Here is a 20,484-nt window from a genome sequence, read left to right as displayed (position 1 = left end):
GTCTGATGGGCCGTCAGTTATGGCGTCCCGGGCCGGGTGGGGCGGGGCAAGGCCCAGGGGGTGCGGATGATCGACACACTGAGCACGGACATCCCGGACGGCGAGGAGCGCATCACGCTGCGGGTCGATGACGGGGTGGCGGTCCTCACGCTCTGCTGCCCCGAGCGGCTCAACGGCTGGAGCTGGGAGTCGAGCCGCCAGCTGGGGCTGCTGGCCGACCGGATCCGTTTCGACCCGGCGGTCCGGGCCGTGCTGCTGCGCGCGGACGGGCGGGCCTTCTGCGCGGGCATCGACGTGACGGCCCCCGGTGGCGCGATCACCGGACGCTCCCCGGCCGAGCGGACCCAGCGGTACTACGAGGGGATCCGCTGGGTGCACGAGCGGTTCGCGGTGTTCGCGGGGCTCCCGCAGCCGGTGGTCGCGGCCGTGCAGGGGTACTGCCTCGGCTTCGGATTCGAGCTGGCCCTGCTGGCGGACATCAGGGTCGCGGCCGACGACGCGGTGTTCGCGCTCCCGGAGGCGCAGCTGGGGGTGGCCGTCGACGCGGGCGGGGATCTACGGATCGCCCGGGAGGCCGGGGCGGGCTGGGCCAAGTTCCTGGCGCTGACCGGGCGTCGTATCGACGTCGGCACCGCCGAACGCCTCGGACTCGTCCAACTGGTCGTGGAGCGGGCGCAACTGGACACCGCGGCACGGGAGGTCGCGGCCGAGATCGCGGCCAACGCACCGCTCGCGGTCCGCGCCGTGAAACGCGACATCGACGCGTTCGCGGACGCGGGCCTCGCATCCGCCCTGGACCGTACGGCCATGTCCGCCGCCCTCACGCTGACCTCCGAGGACGTCCGGGAGGGGTACGCGGCCGGAGCGGCCCGCCGCCGGCCCGGATTCGAGGGCCGTTAGGCGCTCGTCCGCATCAGTGTCGGTCAGGGGGAGGCCCGCCGGTGCTTCACGGGGTGAACGGGTCCCGTCCGAGCTGTTCGCGCACCGGCACCACCGGGGCGCCGACCAGCCCCCGCCGCTGCCAGTTCGCGCCGTCCACGACCAGGGTGTGCCCGGAGATGAAGCGTGCGTACGGCGAGGCCAGGAAGGTCGCGGCCCACCCTAGCTCGTGGGGCTGCCCGACCCGCAGGGCCGGCTGGCGTACGGCCTTGTCGTCGGCGCTGTCGAGGTGGCCGCGGATTGCCCCGGGCAGGTCCGCGTGCGGGAAGAGTCCGGGCACCAGGCCGTTCACCTGGATGCCGTACGGTCCCCACTCGACCGCCAGGGTCTCGACCAGGTTCTTCACTCCGGCCTTGGCGGCGGCGGAGTGCGCGAATCCCGGGCCACCGGTCCAGGCGTAGGAAGCGCCCACATTGATCACCGATCCGCCGGTCCGGGCCGCCAGGTGCCTGCGGCCGAACTCACGTGTCATGAACCAGGTGCCGGTGAGGGTGGTGTCGAGCACGGCGCGCCAGGCGTTCGGCGACATGTCCTCGGCCGGGACGGGGAAGTTGGCCGCCGCGCTGTTCACCAGCACACCGGGCAGTCCGGCAGCCGACTCGGCCGCGTCGAACGCCCCGGCCACCTGTTCCGGCTCTCTGATGTCGCACACGGCGCTCACCACGCGCCCGCCCAGCGCTGCCAGCTCGTCCCGCGCCCTCTCCAGCCGTCCCGCGTCGCGTCCGACGATGACCAGCGAGGCGCCGAGCCGCGCGAACTCCGCGGCCATCGCCTTCCCGAGCCCCGAACCACCACCCGTCACCATCACCGTGCTCTCCGCATAGGTGCCCGGCGGCAGTGCGCTCACGCCGGGCGGGGGAGGAGCGGGCAGTCCCGGGTACCTGTCGTCCGTCATGGGGCATCGATACCCCGTACGCCCTGAAACCTCCAGAGGGGCGGCGGCGCGGAACCGGTCGGCGGGGACGGTTCACAGCGAGGCAAGCGACCGCTTAGTATGCGCTGAGCGCAGTACAGCCTATGGTGTATGGAGGCCCCTGATGCAGGCATGGCGAGTGCACGAGAACGGCGAGCCCGGAGAGGTCATGCGCCTCGACGAGGTCGCGGAACCGCAGGCAGGCCCGGGTCAGCTCAAGCTGAAAGTCCTGGCGGCCAACATCAACTTCCCCGATGCGCTGCTCTGCCGGGGCGAGTACCAGGTACGCCCGCCGCTGCCCTTCACCCCTGGCGTGGAGGTCTGCGGCGAGACCGCCGACGGACGCAGGGTGATCGCCAACCCGGCGCTCCCGCACGGCGGTTTCGCCGAGTACGTCGTCGTCGACGAGGCCGCCGTTCTCCCGGCGCCCCCCGCCCTGGACGACGCCGAGGCCGCCGCGATGCACATCGGCTACCAGACGGGCTGGTTCGGCCTGCACCGCCGCGCGCGTCTCCAGAGCGGCGAGACGCTGCTCGTGCACGCGGCGGCGGGCGGCGTCGGCAGCGCCGCCGTACAGCTGGGCAAAGCAGCCGGGGCCACGGTCATCGGCGTGGCCGGCGGCCCGGAGAAGGCCCGCATCGCCGCGGAGCTGGGGTGCGACCTGGTCATCGACCGGCGCGCCGACGACATCGTCGCCAAGGTCAAGGAGTTCACCGCGGGCAGGGGCGCGGACGTCGTCTACGACCCGGTCGGCGGCGACGCGTACACCAAGTCCGCGAAGTGCGTGGCCTTCGAGGGCCGGATCGTGGTCGTCGGATTCGCCGGCGGCACCATCCCGACCCCTGCGCTCAACCACGCCCTGGTGAAGAACTACACGATCATGGGCCTGCACTGGGGCCTGTACGCGCAGAAGGAGCCCGCGTCGATCGGGCGCTGCCATGCCGAGCTGACCGCGCTCGCCGCCGAGGGAACCGTCAAACCGCTGGTCTCCGAGCGGGTCGCGCTCAAGGACGCGGCTGCCGCGGTCCAGCGGGTCGCCGACGGCGTCACCACCGGCCGCGTCGTGATCGTCCCGGAAGGGGCGGCCCGATGACGGAGAACAGCCCGCAGCCCGACAACACCGCGCAGCCGGACGCCGAAGCGCTGCGGCTGCGTACCCGCGAACTGCTCGCAGCCCACCCTCCGGCGTCCACCGGCCGTACCGACTTCCTGCGCGCCCGGTTCGACGCCGGGCTCGCCTGGGTGCACTACCCGGCCGGGCTCGGCGGTCTCGGCACACCTCGCTCGCTCCAGTCCGTCGTGGACGCCGAGCTGGAGGCCGCCGGGGCGCCCGACAACGACCCGCGCCGGATCGGCATCGGCCTCGGCATGGCCGCGCCGACGATCCTGCGCTACGGCACGGACGAGCAGAAGCGCCGCTTCCTGCGCCCCCTCTGGGTCGGCGACGAGGTGTGGTGCCAGCTCTTCAGCGAGCCGGGCGCCGGTTCCGACCTCGCGGCGCTGGCGACCCGGGCCGTGCGCGACGGCGACCACTGGACCGTCACCGGGCAGAAGGTCTGGACGTCCAGCGCCCATCTCGCCCGCTGGGCCATCCTCATCGCCCGCACCGACCCCGACGTACCCAAACACCGGGGGATCACCTACTTCATCTGCGACATGACCGACCCGGGCGTCGAGGTACGGCCGCTGCGCCAGATCACCGGCGAGGCCGAGTTCAACGAGGTGTTCCTCACCGGGGTACGGATCCCCGACACCCACCGGCTCGGCCCGGTGGGCGACGGCTGGAAGGTCGCCCAGACCACCCTGATGAACGAGCGGGTCTCCATCGGCGGCTCCCGGATCCCGCGCGAGGGCGGCATGATCGGCCCGGTCGTGAAGACCTGGCGCGAGCGGCCCGAACTGCGCACGCACGATCTCCACCAGCGCCTTCTCGCCCTCTGGGTGGAGGCCGAGGTCGCCCGTCTCACCGGCGAGAGGCTGCGCCAGCAGCTCGTCGCGGGCCAGCCAGGACCCGAGGGCTCCGGGATGAAGCTCACCTTCGCCCGCCTCAACCAGGAGATCAGCGGCCTCGAAGTCGAACTCCTCGGCGAGGAAGGGCTGCTGTACAGCGACTGGACGATGAGCCGCCCCGAACTGGTCGACTTCACCGGGCGCGACGCCGGCTACCGCTATCTGCGCTCCAAGGGGAACTCCATCGAGGGCGGTACCAGCGAGGTGCTGCTCAACATCGTCGCCGAGCGGGTGCTCGGGCTGCCTTCGGAGCCACGCAACGACAAGGACGCCGCCTGGAAGGACCTGGCCCGATGACCGACCTCCTGTACTCCGAGACCGAGGACGACCTGCGCTCCGCCGTCCGCTCCCTGCTCACGGACCGCTGCGGCGCACCGGAGCTGCTGGCAGCTGTGGAGTCCGGCACGCCGGGCGACCTCCAGCTGTGGCCCGCCCTGGCCGCGGAGATGGGGCTGGCGGGGCTGCTCGTACCCGAGAAGTCCGGCGGCCAGGGCGCCACGCACCGCGAGGCCGCCGTGGTGCTGGAGGAGCTGGGGCGCAGCGTCGCCCCAGTGCCGTATCTGACCAGTTCGGTCGTGGCCACGGAGGTGCTCACCGGCCTCGGTGCCGGAAACACGGCGGCCACCGAACTGCTCGCGACCCTCGCCTCCGGAGAGTGCGTCGCGGTGCTCGCGGTGCCGCTGACCACGGCGCCCGGCTCCGTGCCCGTGCTCCCCGGCCTGACCGGCACGGTGAGCGCGGTCGCCGACGCGGCGGCGGCGCAGGTGCTGCTCGTCCCCACGGCCGACGGGCTGTACGCGGTAGGGGCGCGCGACCCCGGCGTCACCGTCGAGCCGCTGGTCCCGCTCGACCTCACCCGCCCGCCGGCCACCGTCACTTTGGACGGTGCGCAGGGCAACCTCCTTGCCGGGCCCGAGGATTCACGGGCGGCCCTGCACCGGGGGCTGCTCGCCGGGGCCGGGCTGCTCGCGTCGGAGCAGCTGGGGCTCGCCGAGTGGTGTCTGGAGGAGACCGTCCGGTACACGCGCGAACGACACCAGTTCAACCGGCCCGTCGGCGGGTTCCAGGCGCTCAAGCACCGGATGGCGCAGCTCTGGCTGGAGATCGTCTCGGCCCGCGCCGCCGCTCGCAACGCGGCCGACGCGCTCGCCACCGACAGCCCCGAGAAGGCGCTCGCTGTCTCGGTCGCTCAGGCGTACTGCAGCCGCGTCGCGGTGCACGCCGCCGAGGAGTGCATCCAGCTGCACGGCGGTATCGGCATGACGTGGGAGCACCCCGCGCATCTCTACCTCAAGCGCGCCAAGTCCGATGCGGTGGCGCTCGGTTCGGCGGGGATGCACCGGGAGGCGCTGGCGGAGCTGGCCGACCTGGCGGGGCCGCGGTAGCCGGAGCCCGACCGTTACAGCGAGTCAACACCCGTACGGCTTACAGGTCTTATGCCGGAAACGGGTGTCTCCTCCGCCACACTTACGGCCGAATGCCGCATACCCGGTGTGGCGGAGGAGGACGACCATGGCCATCTCGATCTCACTTGTGCTGCTGCTTGTTGTCCTCGCGGGGATCTTCCTCCGCGGCGGCGGACTCAAGCTCTCCCATGCGATCGTCTGTGCTCTTCTCGGCTTCATGCTGGCCAGCACCAGCCTCGCCCCGACCATCCAGCAAGGGGTCACGGGCACCGCGGACATGGTCGCCAACATCAAGCCCTGACCGCCTCCGGGGCCTCGGCCGGGTGATCAGGCCGACGGCGGGTGACCCTCGCCCGGTGTGAGGCGGCGCCGGTAACGGGTGGCGGGGCGTTCACCGATTCTGGCGTCTGCCACCGCGGTGAATCCGTTGTGCCGGAGCACGGCCGTGGACGCCGGGTTGTCGAGGGTGACGACCGCGCTGAGTGCGGACAGCCCGTACACATCGGCAGCGAGGCGGCACACCTCGTCGACCGCGGCCGTTGCCATGCCCCGGCCCGCGGCGCGCTCGCCGATCCGGTAGCCGAGTACGGCGGCCCCCTCCTCGACGTCCACGAGATTGACGCGGCCGGCCAACTCGCCGTGGTCGTCCACGATGACATGGAAGTGGCACACGCCGGCGTCCTGTTCGGCGAGCCGGGCGCGGAGCTCGTCGGCGAACCCGGCGAAGTACGCGTCCCCGCGGTCCGATATGAACCGTGTGAAGTACGTACGGTTCTCCCGTTCGAAGGCCAGCAGGGCATCCGCATGACCGGCTCGCAGCCGCTCCAACGTCATCATGCCCGGCAGCTTACGACTGGGGGCGGAGGTCGTCGCAACCGAGAATCGGGTCCGCCCGCCCGATCAGCCGGGACCGGATGAGGAACCTGACGCCCTCCGGGGCCTCCAGCGAGAAGCCGCCGCCCCGTCCCGCCACGACGTCGAGGATCAGCCGGGTGTGCGCCCACACCTCCTGCTGACTCGCCGAGATCCAGAACGGGACGGGCTCGGCCACGCCCTCCACGGCGAGCGACTCCAGGAGGATGTCCGAGCCTCCGGTACGGAACTCCCCGGCCTGGTAGCACATGGGCGCGCTGCCGTCGCAGCAGCCGCCCGACTGATGGAACATCAGCGGGCCGTGGATCCCGCGCAGCCGGCGGATCAGATCGGCGGCGGCGGGGGTGAACTCCACCCGCGGGGCGTCGGACATCGCACTCTCCCGGTTGTCGCTCGGCCGGCTCATCGGGCGGCCGGGCTCCGCCCAGTCAACTCCCCGCAACGTTGCGAGGAGGTTGCACGGAACGCCCCGGCTGCCTCAGTACGTACCCCGGCTCGGCCGCATGGTGCGGTCGGACGGGACGACACGGGCCACCTCCGTGGCGATCTCCACCACGCGCGGGGCCAGTTCACGGATCCGGGTGTCCGGCAGCCGGACGGACGGGACCTGGACCACCACGGCCGCGTGCGCGTAGCCCCGGGCGTCCAGCACCGGGGCGCCGATGCAGCGCACGCCCTCGACGTTCTCCTCGTTGTCGATGCTGTACCCCCGCTCGCGGGTCAGCTCCAACTCCTCGGCGAACCGCTCCCGGCTCCCGATGGTGTGCGCCGTGACGGCGCGCAGTTCGGCCGGCAGCGAGCTGAGATAGTCCCCGGGGTGCTCCGCGAAGCTCATCAGCGCCTTGCCCGACGCCGTGGAGTACAGGGGGAAATGGGCGCCGGGGTGCTGCTCGAAACGGAGCGGCAGCGGTGAGGGGACGCGCATGACCACGACGGACTCCTCGCCGTCCCGCACCGCGAGATTCACCGACTCGTCGGTCTCTGCGTTGAGTTGCTGGAGCAGTGGGAGGGCCCGGTCGGTGCCCAGGGCGCGCTGGGCCGCCTGCCCCAGCAGTATGGCCGTGCTGCCCAGGTAGTAACCGTCCGTCACGGGATTACGGCTGAGGAACCCCTCGGCCGCCAGGGCTCCCACGACCCGGTGGGCGGTGCCGGGGGTCAGTCCGAGGCGCTGGATGATCTCGGTGACCTGGACGTCCCCGTCCGCCTCGATGAGCAGCCGCAGGACAGCCATCGCCCGGTCGATGGCCTGGGTGCCCGCACGCGCGTCAGGGGTCTTGGCCGACCGTTCGGCCGGGTCCTGTCGTCCGGGAGGAGTGCCGGCAGTCACCTGGTGTTGGTCCTTTCGGCTCTGGCCACAATTTTCGTGCAGCCTACCGGTGCCGTCGACGGGCACGCCGCGGGAGTTTCGCCGGTGCAGGTCAGGGCGGTGTGCGGGGAGCGGACTGGGCGCCGTGCGGAAGAGGATTTCCTGTCATGGGCATTGACCGGCCGCACGGGGACGTCCTAGCGTGACGGCACTCCACAATGTGGATGTCCTTCCAAAATTCTTCTCAGGCCCCGGATCCACCGGCGGAAAGCGGCCCGCCGCACCCCGCCGCAACGCCCCACACGCCAGGAGATTTCATGCCCAGCTTCGACAACCCCACCGAGTCCGTCTTCACCTGGGCCGCGCCCCCGCTCAAGTTCGGGCTCGGCGCCATCGCCGAGATCGGCGAGGACCTACAGGCACTCGGCGTCACCAACGCCCTGATCATCACCGACCCCGGCGTCGCCGCGACCGGCGTACCGGACCGGGTCGCCCACGCGGTGAAGGCCGCCGGACTCGACGCCCGGATCTTCGACGGAGTCGCCGTCGAGCCGACGGACGTGAGCATCGGGGAAGCCGTCGAATTCGCCAGGTCGGGGCCCTGGGACGGCTACATCGCGGTCGGTGGCGGCTCCTCGATGGACACCGCCAAGGCGGTCAACCTGCTCACCACCCAGCCCGGCACGCTCATGGACTACATCGCCGCACCGATCGGCGGCGGCAAGGTCCCCACCCTGCCGGTCAAACCCCTGATCGCGGTGCCGACCACCGCCGGCACCGGCTCGGAAGCCACCACCATCTGCGTCGTCGACCTCCTGGACCTGCGCCTCAAGGCAGGCATCAGCCACCCGCGGCTGCGCCCGTCGCTCGCCGTCGTCGACCCGCTGACCAGCATGACCGTCCCCGCCGCTGTCACGGCGGCCAGCGGCATGGACGTCCTCACCCACGCCGCCGAGAGCTACACCGCGCTCTCCTTCGACGCGCGGCCCGCCTTCCCCAGCGCCAAGGCCCGCGCTGCGTTCTGCGGCGCCAACCCGATCAGCGACGTGTGGTGCGAGAAGGCCATGGAACTGGTGGGCGTCCATCTGCGCCGGGCCGTGATGAACGGCAACGACCTCTCCGCCCGCTACGGCATGGCGTACGCATCCGCCGTCACCGGCATGGGCTTCGGCAATGCGGGCACCCACATCCCGCACGCCAACGCCTACCCCATCGCCGGCGCCGTCGAGAACTACCGCGCCCAGGGCTATCCGGAGATGCCGATGGTGCCGCACGGCCAGGCCGTCGCCTCCACCGCCATGGCCGCCTTCCGCTTCACCTACCCGTCGAACCCGCAGCGCCATCTGCGGGCCGCCGAGCTGATCGGCGGACGGCCCGTGGACCCGGACGAGGGCGCCGAAGCCCTGCCCCGCGTGCTGCGTGAACTGCTCCGCGACATCGGGATGCCCAACGGCATCTCCGCCTTCGGCTACTCCGAGGCCCAGCTCGGCGAACTCGTCTCGGGCACCATGAAGCAGTCCCGTCAACTGAGCGTGGTCCCGCGCCCGTTGACCACCGAAGCGGCGGAACAGATCTTCCGCGAGTCCCTCCGCAACTGGTAACGGCGCGCGGCCGGCGCCGCGTCCGCCTGCCGCCCGCACGCCGGGCGGCAGGCGGGGCGGCGGCCCCGTACCGCGTCCCCCGGTGCCTCTGGCACACCACCCCCTGCGCCCTCGACCCGGAGGCATCCCCATGCCCGCACCAGCGCAGACGCCGATCAGCAAGGTCGCCCTGGCCGGCGCCATCGGCACGACGATCGAGTGGTACGACTTCTTCCTCTACGGGACGGCCGCCGGAATCGTCTTCGACAAACTCTTCTTCCCCAGGTTCGACAGCCTCACCGGCACGCTCCTGGCCTTCGCGACCTTCGCCATCGGCTTCGTCGCACGCCCGCTCGGCGGGGTGGTCTTCGGCCACTTCGGCGACCGGGTGGGCCGCAAGACGGCCCTCATCGTCACCATGTTCATCATGGGGGCCGGTACGTTCCTCATCGGCCTGCTGCCCACCTTCAACAGCATCGGTATCTGGGCCCCTGTCCTGCTGATCGTGCTCCGCATCGTCCAGGGCATCGGGGTCGGAGGTGAGTGGGGCGGCGCGGTCCTGATGTCCGTCGAACACGCCCCCGAGGGCCGCAAGGGCTACTACGGGAGCTGGCCGCAGATCGGCGTACCCGCGGGCCTCATGCTCGGCACCGGTGTGTACGCGCTGCTGTCCAGCTCCCTGTCCACGGCCCAGTTCCTCGACTGGGGCTGGCGCATCGCCTTCCTGCTCAGCGGCGCGCTCGTCGTCATCGGGCTCTACATCCGCCTCCAGGTCTACGAGACCCCCGCCTTCCAGGCCGTACAGGAGAAGCAGGACCAGGCCCGGATCCCGATCGTCGAGCTGGTGCGCACCTCGAAGCTCAATCTGCTGCTCGGCATGGGCACGCGGATGGCGGAAGGGATCGCCTTCAACACCTGGGGCGTCTTCGCCATCGCGTACACCACCGGCGAACTGAACGTGTCGCGGACCCACGCGCTGATCGGCGTGATGGTCGGCGCCGGCGTCTGCATCCCCATGATCCCGGTGTGGGGCGCGATCTCCGACCGGTACGGGAGGCTGCGGATCTTCGGGCTGGGAACGGTCCTCTTCGGCCTGTCCGCCTTCCCGGCGTTCGCGCTCTTCGATACCGGCTCCGCGCTGGTCATCGGAGGCGTGCTCGTCGTGACACTCGGCCTGTTCTACGGGGCGATGTACGGCCCGCAGGCGGCGCTGTACGCCGAACTGTTCCCCGCGAACGTGCGCTACAGCGGCGTCTCCTGCGTCTACCAGGTCTCCGGCGTCTTCGCGAGCGGGCTCACCCCGATGATCCTCACCAGCCTGCTCGCGTCCGGCGGCGGCAGGCCGTGGCTCATGTCCGTCTACATCGTGGCCATGTCCGCGCTCAGCCTGGTGTCCGTGGTCCTCATCGCCGTACTGCGCCGCAGAATCGGCGCGCAGACACCGCAGCCGGTACCGGTGCTGCAGAGCTGAACCGCAAGGTACGGGGGAGGGGCGGGCCGGACCCGCGGCCCCGCTCTGTCCCGCCGGACCGCCGTGTCCCGCCGGACGCCGGGTTCCGTCGGACCGCCGTGTCCCGTCCCGCCCCTCCGGCACCCCGTACATCTGCCCGCCGCGCCCCCTCGCACGGGGCGCCCCTGACCCACCGTGAGGTAGCGCTGTGCACACGCCCCAGACCCGAAACACGGCGGAGATCACCGACGCGCTCCGCCGCGCCTCAGTGGCGGAGGTCGACGACTCCCCGCTGGCCCGCTCGCTCTACGCCTCGGACGCCTCCCTGTACCGGGTGGAGCCCCGGGCGGTCGTCTTCCCCCACGACGCCGCGGAGATCGCCGCGGTGCTGGCGGTGTGCCGGGAACAGCGGATCCCGCTCACCATGCGGGGCGCGGGCACCTCCATCGCGGGAAACGCCGTGGGCCCCGGCGTCGTCATCGACACCTCCCGCCATCTGAACCGGGTGCTGGAGATCGACCCGGAGGCCAGGACCGCCCTGGTCGAACCAGGCGTGATCCAGGCGGGCCTCCAGCGGGCCGCGGCACCGCACGGCCTGCGCTTCGGCCCCGACCCCTCCACCCACAACCGCGCGACCCTCGGCGGCATGATCGGCAACAACGCCTGCGGCTCGCGCGCCCTCGGGTACGGCCGCACCAGTGACAACGTCCTGGGCCTCGACGTCCTCGCGGGTACGGGGGAGCGGTTGCGTCTCGGCGCGGTACCGCAGACCACGGGCGCCTCCCCCCTGCTCGACAGCCTCCGGGCAGCGACCACGAGCGAACTCGAAGTCATCCGGACCGAGTTGGGGCGCTTCCCCCGGCAGGTGTCCGGCTACAGCCTGGAACACCTGCTGCCGGAGCGCGGCTTCGACGTGCCCCGTGCCCTGGTCGGCAGCGAAGGCACCCTGGCGCTGACCCTCGCGGCCAGGGTCCGGCTCGTACGCGACGAACCGCAGCGCATCCTGATCGCTCTCGGCTACCCGACCATGGCGGACGCGGCGGACGCCGTCCCGGCGATCCTGCCGTACGCCCCGGTGGCCTGCGAGGGGCTCGACGCGCGGATCGTCCGCGTGGTCGTCGACCGGAAGGGAGCCGCCTCGGTCCCGGAACTCCCCAGGGGCGAAGGCTGGCTGCTCGTCGAGCTGGCCGGTGAGAGCTCCGCGGCCCTGGTCGCCGACGCGGGCCGGCTGATCGCGGACGCCGGCGCCCTGGACTCCCGTATCGTCGTCGACGCCGCGCACGCCGCCGCGCTGTGGCGCATCCGCGAGGACGGCGCCGGGCTCGCCTCCCGTACCCCCGCGGGCGACCCCGCCCACTCCGGATGGGAGGACGCGGCGGTCCCGCCGGAGCAACTGGGCGGCTATCTGCGGGAGTTCGAAGGCCTCCTGGCCGAGCACCGGCTGACCGGGCTGCCTTACGGGCACTTCGGCGACGGCTGCGTCCACATCCGCATCGACTTCCCTCTCGGCTCCGCCGACGGGACGCGCGCCCTGCGGGAGTTCCTCTTCCAGGCCGGTGAACTGGTCGCCCGGCACGGCGGGTCCATGTCCGGCGAACACGGTGACGGACGGGCCCGCGGCGAGCTGCTGCCGCTGATGTACTCCCCGAAGGCCATCGGCCTGTTCGAACGGGTCAAGAGCGTCTTCGACCCCGATGACCTGCTCAACCCCGGCGTCATCGTGCGGCCGGACCCGGTGGACCACGCCGTCCGCGCCGCCGGCGCACGGCCGCTGCGCCGGAAGGAACTGCCCACCCTCGGGCTGGCCCACCGGCACGACCGGGGCGATCTGTCCATGGCCGTCCACCGCTGTACCGGGGTCGGCAAATGCCGCGCCGACACCACCGCGACCGGCGGGGTGATGTGCCCCAGCTACCTCGCCACGCGCGAGGAGAAGGACTCCACCCGCGGCCGGGCCAGGGTCCTCCAGGACGTCGTCTCCGGCCGGCTCGGGCCGGACGGCTGGCGTTCCCCGGCCCTGCACGACGCCCTCGACCTCTGTCTGTCCTGCAAGGGCTGCACGTCCGACTGCCCGACCGGGGTCGACATGGCCGCGTACAAGGCGGAGGCGCTGCACCAGAAATACCGCCACCGGCCGCGCCCGCGCAGCCACTACGCCCTCGGCTGGCTGCCCCGCTGGGCGCGCCTGGTGCGGAGTCTGCCCGGTCTCACCCGGCTGGCGAACCTGGTGATGCGCTCGCGGGCTCTGCACCCGCTCCTCGTCCGCGCCGCCGGAGTCGACCCGCGCCGCCAACTGCCCGTGTTCGCCCCCGAGACGTTCCGCAGCTGGTTCGCCCGGCGACCCGCGGAGTCCCGTACCCCGCGCCACGGTGATGTGGTCCTCTTCGTCGACACCTTCACGGACGCCTTCTCTCCCGGTACCGGGATCGCGGCCGTCGCCGTCCTGGAAGACGCCGGGTACCGGGTCACCGTCACCGAACGGCCCGTCTGCTGCGGTCTCACCTGGATCTCCACCGGCCAACTGGACGGCGCCCGGCGGCAGATACGCGCCACGGTGCGAGCGCTGGCGCCGTACGTCCGGGCCGGCGCGCTGGTGGTCGGCCTTGAGCCCTCCTGTACCGCTGTGCTCCGCGCCGACGCCGCCGAACTCCTCGGAGACGCGGAGGGGAAGGGCGACGGCGACGCGGACGGGAAAGCAGTGGCGGAGGTCGCCGCGGCCACCCGTACGCTGGCCGAACTGCTGGGCGGGACCCCGGACTGGACCCCGCCCGACCTGACCGGCGCCACCGTCGTCGCCCAGCCACACTGCCACCACCACGCCGTGATGGGCTGGGAGACGGACGCCGAACTGCTGCGCACGGCCGGCGCCACGGTCGAGCGGCTCGGTGGGTGCTGCGGGCTCGCGGGCAACTTCGGTGTCGAAGAGGGCCACCACGACGTCTCCGTCGCGGTGGCCGGACAGCAGCTGCTGCCCGCGGTCGGCCGGGCCGCCTCCGACGACACGATCCTCGCCGACGGTTTCAGCTGCCGCACCCAGCTCGACAGCCTCACCGACCGCTCGGGTGACCACCTCGCCCAGCTCCTGGCCCGGCACATCCGGTGAGCCGGATCAGCCGACCGACGCCGTCGATCCGTCCTCCTCGCGGCCGGCGACGACCGGTCGCACGGGCGCGGATCCGGCGTCGGAACCAGGTCCGGATCCGGGAGCGGGTCCGGCTTCGGGACCAGGTCCGGCTTCGGGACCAGGTCCGGCGTCCACGGCGGCGATGGGGGTGAGGGACGGCCCCGGACGCAGCCGGCTCAGACCGAAGGTGAGCGCGAAGTTGAACAGGACAGCGATCAGGCCCGCGTTGATGCCGGCGAGGTCCGGGTCGGTCGCGTACAGGACGATGGAGACCGCGACCCCGCCCAGGATCCCCGTCGACACCGCCCAGCCCCGCACCCGGCGGAAGAACATCAACGCGATCCAGCCGGGGATGAGTTGGCCGAGCAGGTAGTACGTCAGATTCAGCACGGTCAGCATCAGCGTCGACGCGGTCAGGGTGAGGACCGCAGCGGCGACCAGGAAGACCGCGACCGCGGCCGTCGTCCACCGGCGCTGGGCCTCGGGCCGGACGTTCGGCGCCAGGTTCCGGGAGACGATGCCCCCGATGGAGAGCGCGGTGACGGCCAGCACCAGGATGCCCGAGAGACCGGCGCCCGCCGCGACCACACCCACCAGCCAGTCGGGCAGCCGGTCCTGGACGATGGCCATGAAGACCGTGTTGGGGTCCTTGACCCTGGTGCCGTCGGCGAAGGCGAAGTACGCGGTGGCGACCAGGAACGGGTACACGAGCATGTACACCGGCATCCACACGGTCGACGACTTGATGGCGCGCTCCGACCGGGCCGTGAAGATATAGGTCGCGGAGAAGCCCAGATAGAAGGTGACGCCCTGGAACACGATGGTGGTGAGTGCGAACACCATCGGTGAGCCGCCCATGGTGACCTGCGCGTGCGGCACGGAGCCCGATCCGAAGATCTGCGAGGTGCCCCCGGCGGCCACGACCACGACCACCCCGGCGACCACGATGCCGACGATCATCAGGACGTCCTTGAGGATCGCGACGAAGGCGGGCGACCGCACGCCCGACACCGCGAGGTACAGGAAGGAGATGACACCCGCCAGCACGACGGCCTGGACCGGGCTGATGGGCAGCCCGAGCGCGCCGAGCACCACCTGCATCCCGATGAACTGGTACTGCCCCCACGGCACGAGCGCGACGAGCACGGCGCCCGCCGTGACCAGTTCGAGGGACCGGCTGCGGAAGTGCCGTCCGAACACGTCCGGGACGGTCATCGCGTCGTACCGCACGCCCGCCCGCCAGATCAGTGGTGCGACGAAGTAGCCCAGGGGATAGGCGAGCAGGATGTAGCCGAGGAACCAGACCCCGTAGCTCGCTCCGCCCGCGTAGATACCGGCCGGGAAACCGATCATGGTGCCGATGCTGTAGACCTCGCCGACGGCCAGGAAGTACAGCAGCCAGGGGGCGAAGGAGCGGCCGCCGACCAGGTACTCGCCGATGGACATCTTCCGCATCCCGCGCCGGGCGCTGAAGGCGACCAGGACGGACAGCGCCAGCACACCGAAGAAGATCGCGGCGATCATGCCCCGCTCACCTCCTCCCGGCGCGCGGGCGGCGGATCCTCCGGGTAGCGCGGCCGGTCGATCCGCCAGGCCACCCAGAGACAGAGGCTGGTGAGCGGGAAGCAGAGGAACATCCAGAAGAACAGCAGCGGGATGCCGAGTACGTACACGGACGTGTCGGCGAGCAGCGGCATCACCACCAGGACGGCGACGGACGGCAGCCCGAGACCGATGGCCAGACTCCGGTGGTTCGCCGTCATCGCGGACCCCCGTCGGACGGCGGCCGCCCCGCTTCCAGATCGGTGGCGCCTCGCCAGACCACCTCACCGCCGATGACGGTGGCGTCCACCCGGAGCGTGTCGAGGGCGGCCGGGTCGACCGCTGCGGGGTCCGCCGACAGCACCGCGATGTCGGCCAGCTTGCCCGGTTCGAGGCTGCCCTTGGTTTGTTCCTCGAAGCCGAGATGGGCGGCCTGGCTGGTGTAGCCGCGCAGCGCGGTGTCCACGTCCACCCGCTGCTCCGGGCCCAGTTCCTCGCCGTCGCGGGTCATCCGGCGCACCGCGCACCAGATGCCCTCCAGCGGCGGCACCGGCACCACCGGGGTGTCGGAGTGCAGGCCGAACAGGACGCCGTGCGCCCGTGCGGAGGCCAGCGGGCTGATGCGCCGGGCCCGTTCCGGACCGAGGAACCGGTCGCGGTGCCGGTCGCCCCAGTAGTACACGTGCTTGATGAAGAACGAGGCGAGCACACCGGCCCCGGCCATCGTGTCCAGCTGCTTCTCACTGACCATCTGGCAGTGCTCGATCCGGTGCCGCCTGTCGGCCTCGCCGGGGTCGAGGCCGAGTGTCGCGTAGGCGTCCAGAATCGCCTGGATCGCGGCGTCCCCGTTGCCGTGCACGGCGACCTGCCAGCCGGCCTCGTGCAGCGTCGCGACCCGCCGGCTCAGATCCTCCTGGGGATGGATCAGGAGTCCGTTGGTGTCCGGTGCGCAGGCATACCCCTCGGAGACGCATCCGGTCAGCCCCTGGAGCGACCCGTCGGCGAACAGCTTGACCCCGGCCACCCGGAACAGGTCGTCGCCGAGGCCCGAGATGCCCGATTCCACGGGGCTGAGCGATCCGTCGCCGAGGCCGGGGAACAGATCCTGTACGAGATAGGCCCGGATCCGGTTGCGCAGCCGCCCGGAGGCGCGCGCCAGCCGGTAGGCGTCCAGTTCACCGGCCCCGCCCACCAGTCCGAGCCCGGTGTCGTGGACGGTGGTGACCCCGGCGGCCAGATAGGCGTCCCCCGCCAGCCCGAGCGCCCCCGCGAGATCCGCGGAGCCCGGCTTGGGCATGGCCGCGTACGCGGCGAACGCGGCGGTCTCGGCGAGCACCCCGGTCGGTTCGCCGTCCTCGTCACGGCCGATCGCCCCGCCGACCGGGTCGGGGGAGCCGCGGTGGATCCCCAGCAGCCGCAGCGCAGCGGAGTTCAGTACGCAGAAGTGGCCGGAAATGTGCTGGAGGCAGACCGGATGGTCCGGGGACACCGGGTCCAGATCGCCGCGGGTGGGGTGCCGGTCGTCCGCGAGCAGCGTGTCGTCGTACCGGTAGCCGCGGATCCAGCTGCCGCGCTCCGCACCGGCCACCGCCTGTTCCACCCGGTCCACGATGTCGCGGACGGTGGCGTTCGGCGGGCTGCCCGCGTCCACATCGGCTGCCAGGGTGAGCCCGAAGAACGTCGGGTGGTTGTGCGTCTCGATGAACCCCGGCACCGCGCAGCGGCCCCGCAGGTCGAGCACGCGGGTCTGCGGGCCGACCAGGCCGAGCACCGCGGCGTCGGAGTCCACCGCCAGCACCCGCCCGTCCCGGGCGGCCAGGGCGGTCCGGGTCGTACCGCCCCGGTCCATGGTGCGCACCGTTCCGTTGAGCAGTACGAGATCGGCGGCTGCGAGGGGATCGGCGGTACGGGGGACGTCGGACATCGAACGATCACCACCTGAAGCAGGTCAACACCTGCGTAGCGGCAGCCGGTCGAGGGCCGGACCCGGCTGCGCGGAGCGGGCTGAGAAGGTCAGCGGCGCCGAGATGCGACGACGCTGAATTCTCGCCATGCTCCCCGTTCGGCGGAGATCGCGGCAGGACCAGTTCGCGGTCACTTCTGGGAGTCCAGAACGGGCTGGGACAGGGGTTCCTCCGGGCCGGCCCCGGCAGGACCGCCGTCCGTACGCGCCTGACGGCGGCCCCGGTACGCGCGGATTCCGTACGCGCCCAGGACCACGGCGAGAGTCAGCACACTGGCGGCGAAGTCGGAGCGGGTGGACGGCAGGACCGCCATCGTGAAGATCACTGCGCCCATGGCGGCGATGGCGAACCAGCTCAGATACGGGAAGCACCACATCTTCAGGGTGAGCGACCCCGGGTCCTCGCGCTCCAGCCGCCGCCGCAACCGCACTTGGGAGAGGGCGACCAGGAGATAGACGAAGAGCGCGACCGCGCCGTAGGAGTGGACGATGAAGGAGAACACGGCGTCCGGCGAGACATACGCGATGACCACCGACACATAGCCGAGCACCGTCGCGAGCAGGATCGCGCGCCGGGGCACGCCCCGCTTGCTGAGCTTGGTCAGGCTCTTCGGGGCGTCGTTGTTCCTGGTCAGGGCGAACACGATCCGGGAGGCGCTGTAGAGGCCGGCGTTGAGTGAGGAGAGCACCGCGACCAGGATCAGCACACGCATGAGGTTGCCGGCGCCGGAGATCCCGATGTGCTGGAGCGTCGCCACGTACGGGCCCTGCGCCACCGACGGATCGTTCCACGGCACGATGGCGATGACGAGGAAGATCGAGCCCACGTAGAACAGCAGGACACGCAGTACGACCGAGCGGGTCGCCCTGGCCACACTCTGCTGCGGGTTCTTGGACTCGGCTGCGGCCAGCGCGGCGATCTCGGCGCCGGTGAAGAACCCGACCGCCGGAATGACGGCGGTGAGCACCGCGCCGACGCCGTGCGGAGCGAACCCGTGGTGCTGGGTCAGATTGCTGACGTCGGCATGGGCCCCGGGCCACAGACCGAGGACGAAGACCAGGCCGACGACGAGGAAGACGGTGATGGCGGCGACCTTGATCGAGGAGAACCAGTACTCGAACTCCCCGAACGACCGCACCGAGAACATGTTGACCCCGGTGAGCAGCACCATCAGGCAGAGGCTGACCACCCAGAGCGGGACCCCGGGCAGCCAGGCATGGATCTGGCTGGCGCCCGCCACCGCTTCCAGAGCGACCACGTTGACCCAGAAGTACCAGTAGAGCCAGCCGATGGTGAAGCCGCCCCAGTTGCCCAGGGCGAGCCGGGCGTACGCGTAGAAGGAGCCGACCGCCGGGCGCGCCACCGCCATTTCGCCCAGCATCCGCATGACCAGGATGACGAGTCCGCCGGCCAGCAGGAACGAGATGATCGCGGCCGGCCCGGTCTCGTCGATCACCACTCCGCTGCCGACGAAGAGCCCTGCTCCGATCACCCCGCCCAGGGCGATCAGGGTCATGTGCCGCTGTTTGAGTTCGCTCCGGAGTCCGGCCCCTCCGGTCTCTTCGCGTCCGATCTCGCCGGACCCGTTGTTCTCTGCCACGGGGACCCCTTACTTCGGAAAGTGCGTGGAGCTGCCGTCGGGAATTCAGCAGTGCCCGGAATGCTGGCCGAAAAGTGGATGTGTGAGGAAGATCCAGAACGGGCCGCCTACCGGGTACCAGGCCCTGGGTTCCGGTCCCGCGCCTGTTCCACGGGAAGTGCCCCAGCGTAGCCACGCGGGGCATGAGGGTGGGAATTCCAGCCATGGGACGGTGAAAACGTATGCGGGTGTTCACAAGGCGCACGGAGTTCTCACCGAGGGTGCACGGAGTGTGCACAGCGCGGCAGCCGGTGCGGGGAGGGGCGAGTCCCCTCCCCGCACCGGCGTACGGCTGCCTGTCGTCAGCCGGTGACGCTCTTCTCGACATCGCCGACCATCACGTCGACCGCTGCGAGCAGTTCGTCGAGCACCTCACGGTCGGCCACCAGCGGCGGCGAGATCATCAGCATCGTCGCGCCGCGGTCGTCCGGGCGCAGGATGACCCCGGTCTTCCTGAACGCCTGCGGGAGCACCTCGCGCAGCACCTTCTGCGACTGCTCCGGGCTGAGTTCGCGCCCGGAGTCACGGTCGGCGGTGAACTCGACCGCGTAGAAGTAGCCCATGCCCCGGACGTCCTTGACGACGCGGTGGCGCCGCTTGATCTCGTCCAGTCCGGCGCGGAGTTCGGGGCCGAGGCTGCCGACGTTCTCCAGGACCTTCTCGTCCCGCATCGCGGTGATGTTGGCGACCGCGACGGCGGTGGACACCGGGTGGCCGCCCCAGGTGGCGCCGTGCGTGAACGTGCCGCCGCCGGGAGCCTCGTAGAGCCCGCGGACCAGCGGCTCACGGGCGATCATGCCGCCGAGCGGGGCATAGCCGGAAGTGGAGCCCTTGGCGAAGGTGATCATGTCCGGCACCACGCCGAAGTAACCGCTGCCGAACCAGTGGCCCAGCCGTCCGAAGGAGCAGATGACCTCGTCGGCGACGAGCAGGACCCCGTACCGGTCGCAGATCCTGCGCAGTTCGCGCCAGTACCCGTCCGGCGGGACCAGCGCGCCGCGCCCGTTCTGCACCGGCTCGGCGAAGACGGCCGCGACGGTCTCGGGGCCCTCCTCCAGAATGGCGGCCTCGATCGCCCGCACACACTCCAGCTCGTCGGCGGGCCCGCAGTCGCCGGTGTGGCCAAGCGTGTTGGGCACATGCCGGATACCGGGCAGCAGCGGCAGGAACGGATCGCGGATCTTCGGAAGGCCCGTGACGGACAGGGCCCCCAGGGTGACACCGTGGTACGACATGTCACGGCTGATGATCTTCGTACGCTCGGAGTGGCCCTGGCTGCGGTGGTACTGCCGGGCGAACTTGATCGCCGTTTCGACGGCCTCGGAGCCGGAGTTCACGAACCACGTGACGTCCAGGTCGCCCGGGGCCAGTTCGGCGATCAGGCTCGCCGCTTCCACGGCGGGCGGGTGCGCGGCGCCCCAGTTGGTCGAGTAGGCCAGTGTCTCCATCTGCCGGGTGGCTGCCGTGACGATGTCCCCGCGGCTGTGCCCCATGTTCACGCAGAACAGGCCCGCCAGACCGTCGAGGAAGCGCCGGCCCTGTTCGTCGTACAGATAGCATCCCTCGCCGCGGACGAAGACCGGCAGTTCATCGCTCTGCCAGACGTCCTGGCGGGTGAAGTGCTGGCCCAGATGGCGCTGCGCCCTGGCACGGAACGCGGACTCGGTGGTCACGATGGATCTCCCCTCCTGGCCCGGCGGCCGCCGGGCGGGTGGTGTGCGGTGGACTGCGGATGTGC

At 71.4% G+C, this 20,484-nt stretch carries 17 protein-coding genes; 8 read left to right on the top strand and 9 right to left on the bottom strand.

The annotated features are described in order from the left end of the window. The first annotated feature begins 66 nt into the window (after positions 1–66). Positions 67–900, top strand: a complete 834-nt coding sequence (locus OG385_RS34850; RefSeq protein ID WP_266861937.1) for an enoyl-CoA hydratase/isomerase family protein — start codon at positions 67–69, stop codon at positions 898–900. A gap of 46 nt (positions 901–946) precedes the next feature. Here OG385_RS34850 and OG385_RS34845 read toward each other — a convergent pair whose 3' ends face one another. Continuing rightward, positions 947–1,834, bottom strand: coding sequence for an SDR family oxidoreductase (locus OG385_RS34845; RefSeq protein WP_266861935.1), 888 nt, complete (start codon positions 1,832–1,834; stop codon positions 947–949). 142 nt (positions 1,835–1,976) lie between these two features. Between OG385_RS34845 and OG385_RS34840 the strand changes: the two genes are divergently transcribed. The 4 genes from OG385_RS34840 (at position 1,977) to OG385_RS34825 (ending at position 5,569) form a co-directional block, all read left to right on the top strand. Next, positions 1,977–2,945, top strand: coding sequence for an NADPH:quinone oxidoreductase family protein (locus OG385_RS34840; RefSeq protein WP_266861933.1), 969 nt, complete (start codon positions 1,977–1,979; stop codon positions 2,943–2,945). Continuing rightward, on the top strand, positions 2,942–4,159 hold the full coding sequence (locus tag OG385_RS34835) for an acyl-CoA dehydrogenase family protein (protein WP_266861931.1): 1,218 nt from the start codon (positions 2,942–2,944) through the stop codon (positions 4,157–4,159). The genes OG385_RS34840 and OG385_RS34835 overlap by 4 nt, the downstream gene beginning before the upstream one ends. Beyond that, positions 4,156–5,247 carry an acyl-CoA dehydrogenase family protein gene (locus OG385_RS34830; protein WP_266861930.1) on the top strand — a complete coding sequence of 364 codons (1,092 nt, stop codon included), beginning with the start codon at positions 4,156–4,158 and terminating at the stop codon, positions 5,245–5,247. Before OG385_RS34835 ends, OG385_RS34830 begins: the two co-directional genes overlap by 4 nt. A 127-nt stretch (positions 5,248–5,374) precedes the next feature. Then, positions 5,375–5,569, top strand: a complete 195-nt coding sequence (locus OG385_RS34825; protein ID WP_266861929.1) for a hypothetical protein — start codon at positions 5,375–5,377, stop codon at positions 5,567–5,569. A 26-nt stretch (positions 5,570–5,595) separates the two neighbouring features. Here OG385_RS34825 and OG385_RS34820 read toward each other — a convergent pair whose 3' ends face one another. The 3 genes from OG385_RS34820 to OG385_RS34810 all read right to left on the bottom strand — a co-directional run bounded on the left by OG385_RS34820 (position 5,596) and on the right by OG385_RS34810 (position 7,468). Continuing rightward, positions 5,596–6,105, bottom strand: a complete 510-nt coding sequence (locus OG385_RS34820; RefSeq protein ID WP_266861927.1) for a GNAT family N-acetyltransferase — start codon at positions 6,103–6,105, stop codon at positions 5,596–5,598. Positions 6,106–6,115: 10 nt separating this feature from the next. After that, positions 6,116–6,514: a DUF779 domain-containing protein gene (locus OG385_RS34815; protein WP_266861925.1), complete on the bottom strand. Its 399-nt coding sequence runs from the start codon at positions 6,512–6,514 to the stop codon at positions 6,116–6,118. 105 nt (positions 6,515–6,619) lie between these two features. Then, positions 6,620–7,468 carry an IclR family transcriptional regulator gene (locus OG385_RS34810; RefSeq protein WP_266861923.1) on the bottom strand — a complete coding sequence of 283 codons (849 nt, stop codon included), beginning with the start codon at positions 7,466–7,468 and terminating at the stop codon, positions 6,620–6,622. A 296-nt stretch (positions 7,469–7,764) separates the two neighbouring features. Here OG385_RS34810 and OG385_RS34805 point away from each other — a divergent pair, with 296 nt between their 5' ends. From OG385_RS34805 to OG385_RS34795, 3 genes are all read left to right on the top strand, one after another. Next, positions 7,765–9,048: a hydroxyacid-oxoacid transhydrogenase gene (locus tag OG385_RS34805; protein WP_266861922.1), complete on the top strand. Its 1,284-nt coding sequence runs from the start codon at positions 7,765–7,767 to the stop codon at positions 9,046–9,048. 130 nt (positions 9,049–9,178) lie between these two features. Next, on the top strand, positions 9,179–10,498 hold the full coding sequence (locus OG385_RS34800) for an MFS transporter (RefSeq protein ID WP_266861920.1): 1,320 nt from the start codon (positions 9,179–9,181) through the stop codon (positions 10,496–10,498). Positions 10,499–10,685: 187 nt separating this feature from the next. Next, a complete protein-coding gene (locus OG385_RS34795) occupies positions 10,686–13,580 on the top strand; it encodes an FAD-binding and (Fe-S)-binding domain-containing protein (protein ID WP_266861918.1) in 2,895 nt (964 codons plus the stop codon). A gap of 6 nt (positions 13,581–13,586) precedes the next feature. Here the strand turns inward: OG385_RS34795 and OG385_RS34790 are convergent, their stop codons facing one another. The 5 genes from OG385_RS34790 to OG385_RS34770 form a co-directional block, all read right to left on the bottom strand. Next, entirely contained in the window at positions 13,587–15,125 is a 1,539-nt protein-coding gene (locus tag OG385_RS34790) for a sodium:solute symporter (protein ID WP_266861916.1), read from the bottom strand. Continuing rightward, positions 15,122–15,364, bottom strand: coding sequence for a DUF3311 domain-containing protein (locus OG385_RS34785; RefSeq protein WP_266861914.1), 243 nt, complete (start codon positions 15,362–15,364; stop codon positions 15,122–15,124). The genes OG385_RS34790 and OG385_RS34785 overlap by 4 nt, the downstream gene beginning before the upstream one ends. After that, positions 15,361–17,067, bottom strand: a complete 1,707-nt coding sequence (locus OG385_RS34780) for an amidohydrolase (RefSeq protein ID WP_266861912.1) — start codon at positions 17,065–17,067, stop codon at positions 15,361–15,363. The genes OG385_RS34785 and OG385_RS34780 overlap by 4 nt, the downstream gene beginning before the upstream one ends. 170 nt (positions 17,068–17,237) lie before the next feature. Then, positions 17,238–18,707, bottom strand: coding sequence for an amino acid permease (locus OG385_RS34775; RefSeq protein ID WP_266861910.1), 1,470 nt, complete (start codon positions 18,705–18,707; stop codon positions 17,238–17,240). A gap of 341 nt (positions 18,708–19,048) precedes the next feature. After that, positions 19,049–20,419: an aspartate aminotransferase family protein gene (locus OG385_RS34770; RefSeq protein ID WP_266861909.1), complete on the bottom strand. Its 1,371-nt coding sequence runs from the start codon at positions 20,417–20,419 to the stop codon at positions 19,049–19,051. Positions 20,420–20,484 lie beyond the last annotated feature (65 nt).

This window comes from Streptomyces sp. NBC_01306 (assembly GCF_026340465.1).
Taxonomy (GTDB): domain Bacteria; phylum Actinomycetota; class Actinomycetes; order Streptomycetales; family Streptomycetaceae; genus Streptomyces.
This window is presented reverse-complemented; position numbering and strand designations above follow the sequence as displayed.

Coding starts and splice junctions, on each gene's coding strand:
- OG385_RS34850 (WP_266861937.1), top strand. CDS start 67: ATGATCGACACACTGAGCACGGACATCCCGGACGGCGAGGAGCGCATC.
- OG385_RS34845 (WP_266861935.1), bottom strand. CDS start 1,834: ATGACGGACGACAGGTACCCGGGACTGCCCGCTCCTCCCCCGCCCGGC.
- OG385_RS34840 (WP_266861933.1), top strand. CDS start 1,977: ATGCAGGCATGGCGAGTGCACGAGAACGGCGAGCCCGGAGAGGTCATG.
- OG385_RS34835 (WP_266861931.1), top strand. CDS start 2,942: ATGACGGAGAACAGCCCGCAGCCCGACAACACCGCGCAGCCGGACGCC.
- OG385_RS34830 (WP_266861930.1), top strand. CDS start 4,156: ATGACCGACCTCCTGTACTCCGAGACCGAGGACGACCTGCGCTCCGCC.
- OG385_RS34825 (WP_266861929.1), top strand. CDS start 5,375: ATGGCCATCTCGATCTCACTTGTGCTGCTGCTTGTTGTCCTCGCGGGG.
- OG385_RS34820 (WP_266861927.1), bottom strand. CDS start 6,105: ATGATGACGTTGGAGCGGCTGCGAGCCGGTCATGCGGATGCCCTGCTG.
- OG385_RS34815 (WP_266861925.1), bottom strand. CDS start 6,514: ATGTCCGACGCCCCGCGGGTGGAGTTCACCCCCGCCGCCGCCGATCTG.
- OG385_RS34805 (WP_266861922.1), top strand. CDS start 7,765: ATGCCCAGCTTCGACAACCCCACCGAGTCCGTCTTCACCTGGGCCGCG.
- OG385_RS34800 (WP_266861920.1), top strand. CDS start 9,179: ATGCCCGCACCAGCGCAGACGCCGATCAGCAAGGTCGCCCTGGCCGGC.
- OG385_RS34790 (WP_266861916.1), bottom strand. CDS start 15,125: ATGATCGCCGCGATCTTCTTCGGTGTGCTGGCGCTGTCCGTCCTGGTC.
- OG385_RS34785 (WP_266861914.1), bottom strand. CDS start 15,364: ATGACGGCGAACCACCGGAGTCTGGCCATCGGTCTCGGGCTGCCGTCC.
- OG385_RS34780 (WP_266861912.1), bottom strand. CDS start 17,067: ATGTCCGACGTCCCCCGTACCGCCGATCCCCTCGCAGCCGCCGATCTC.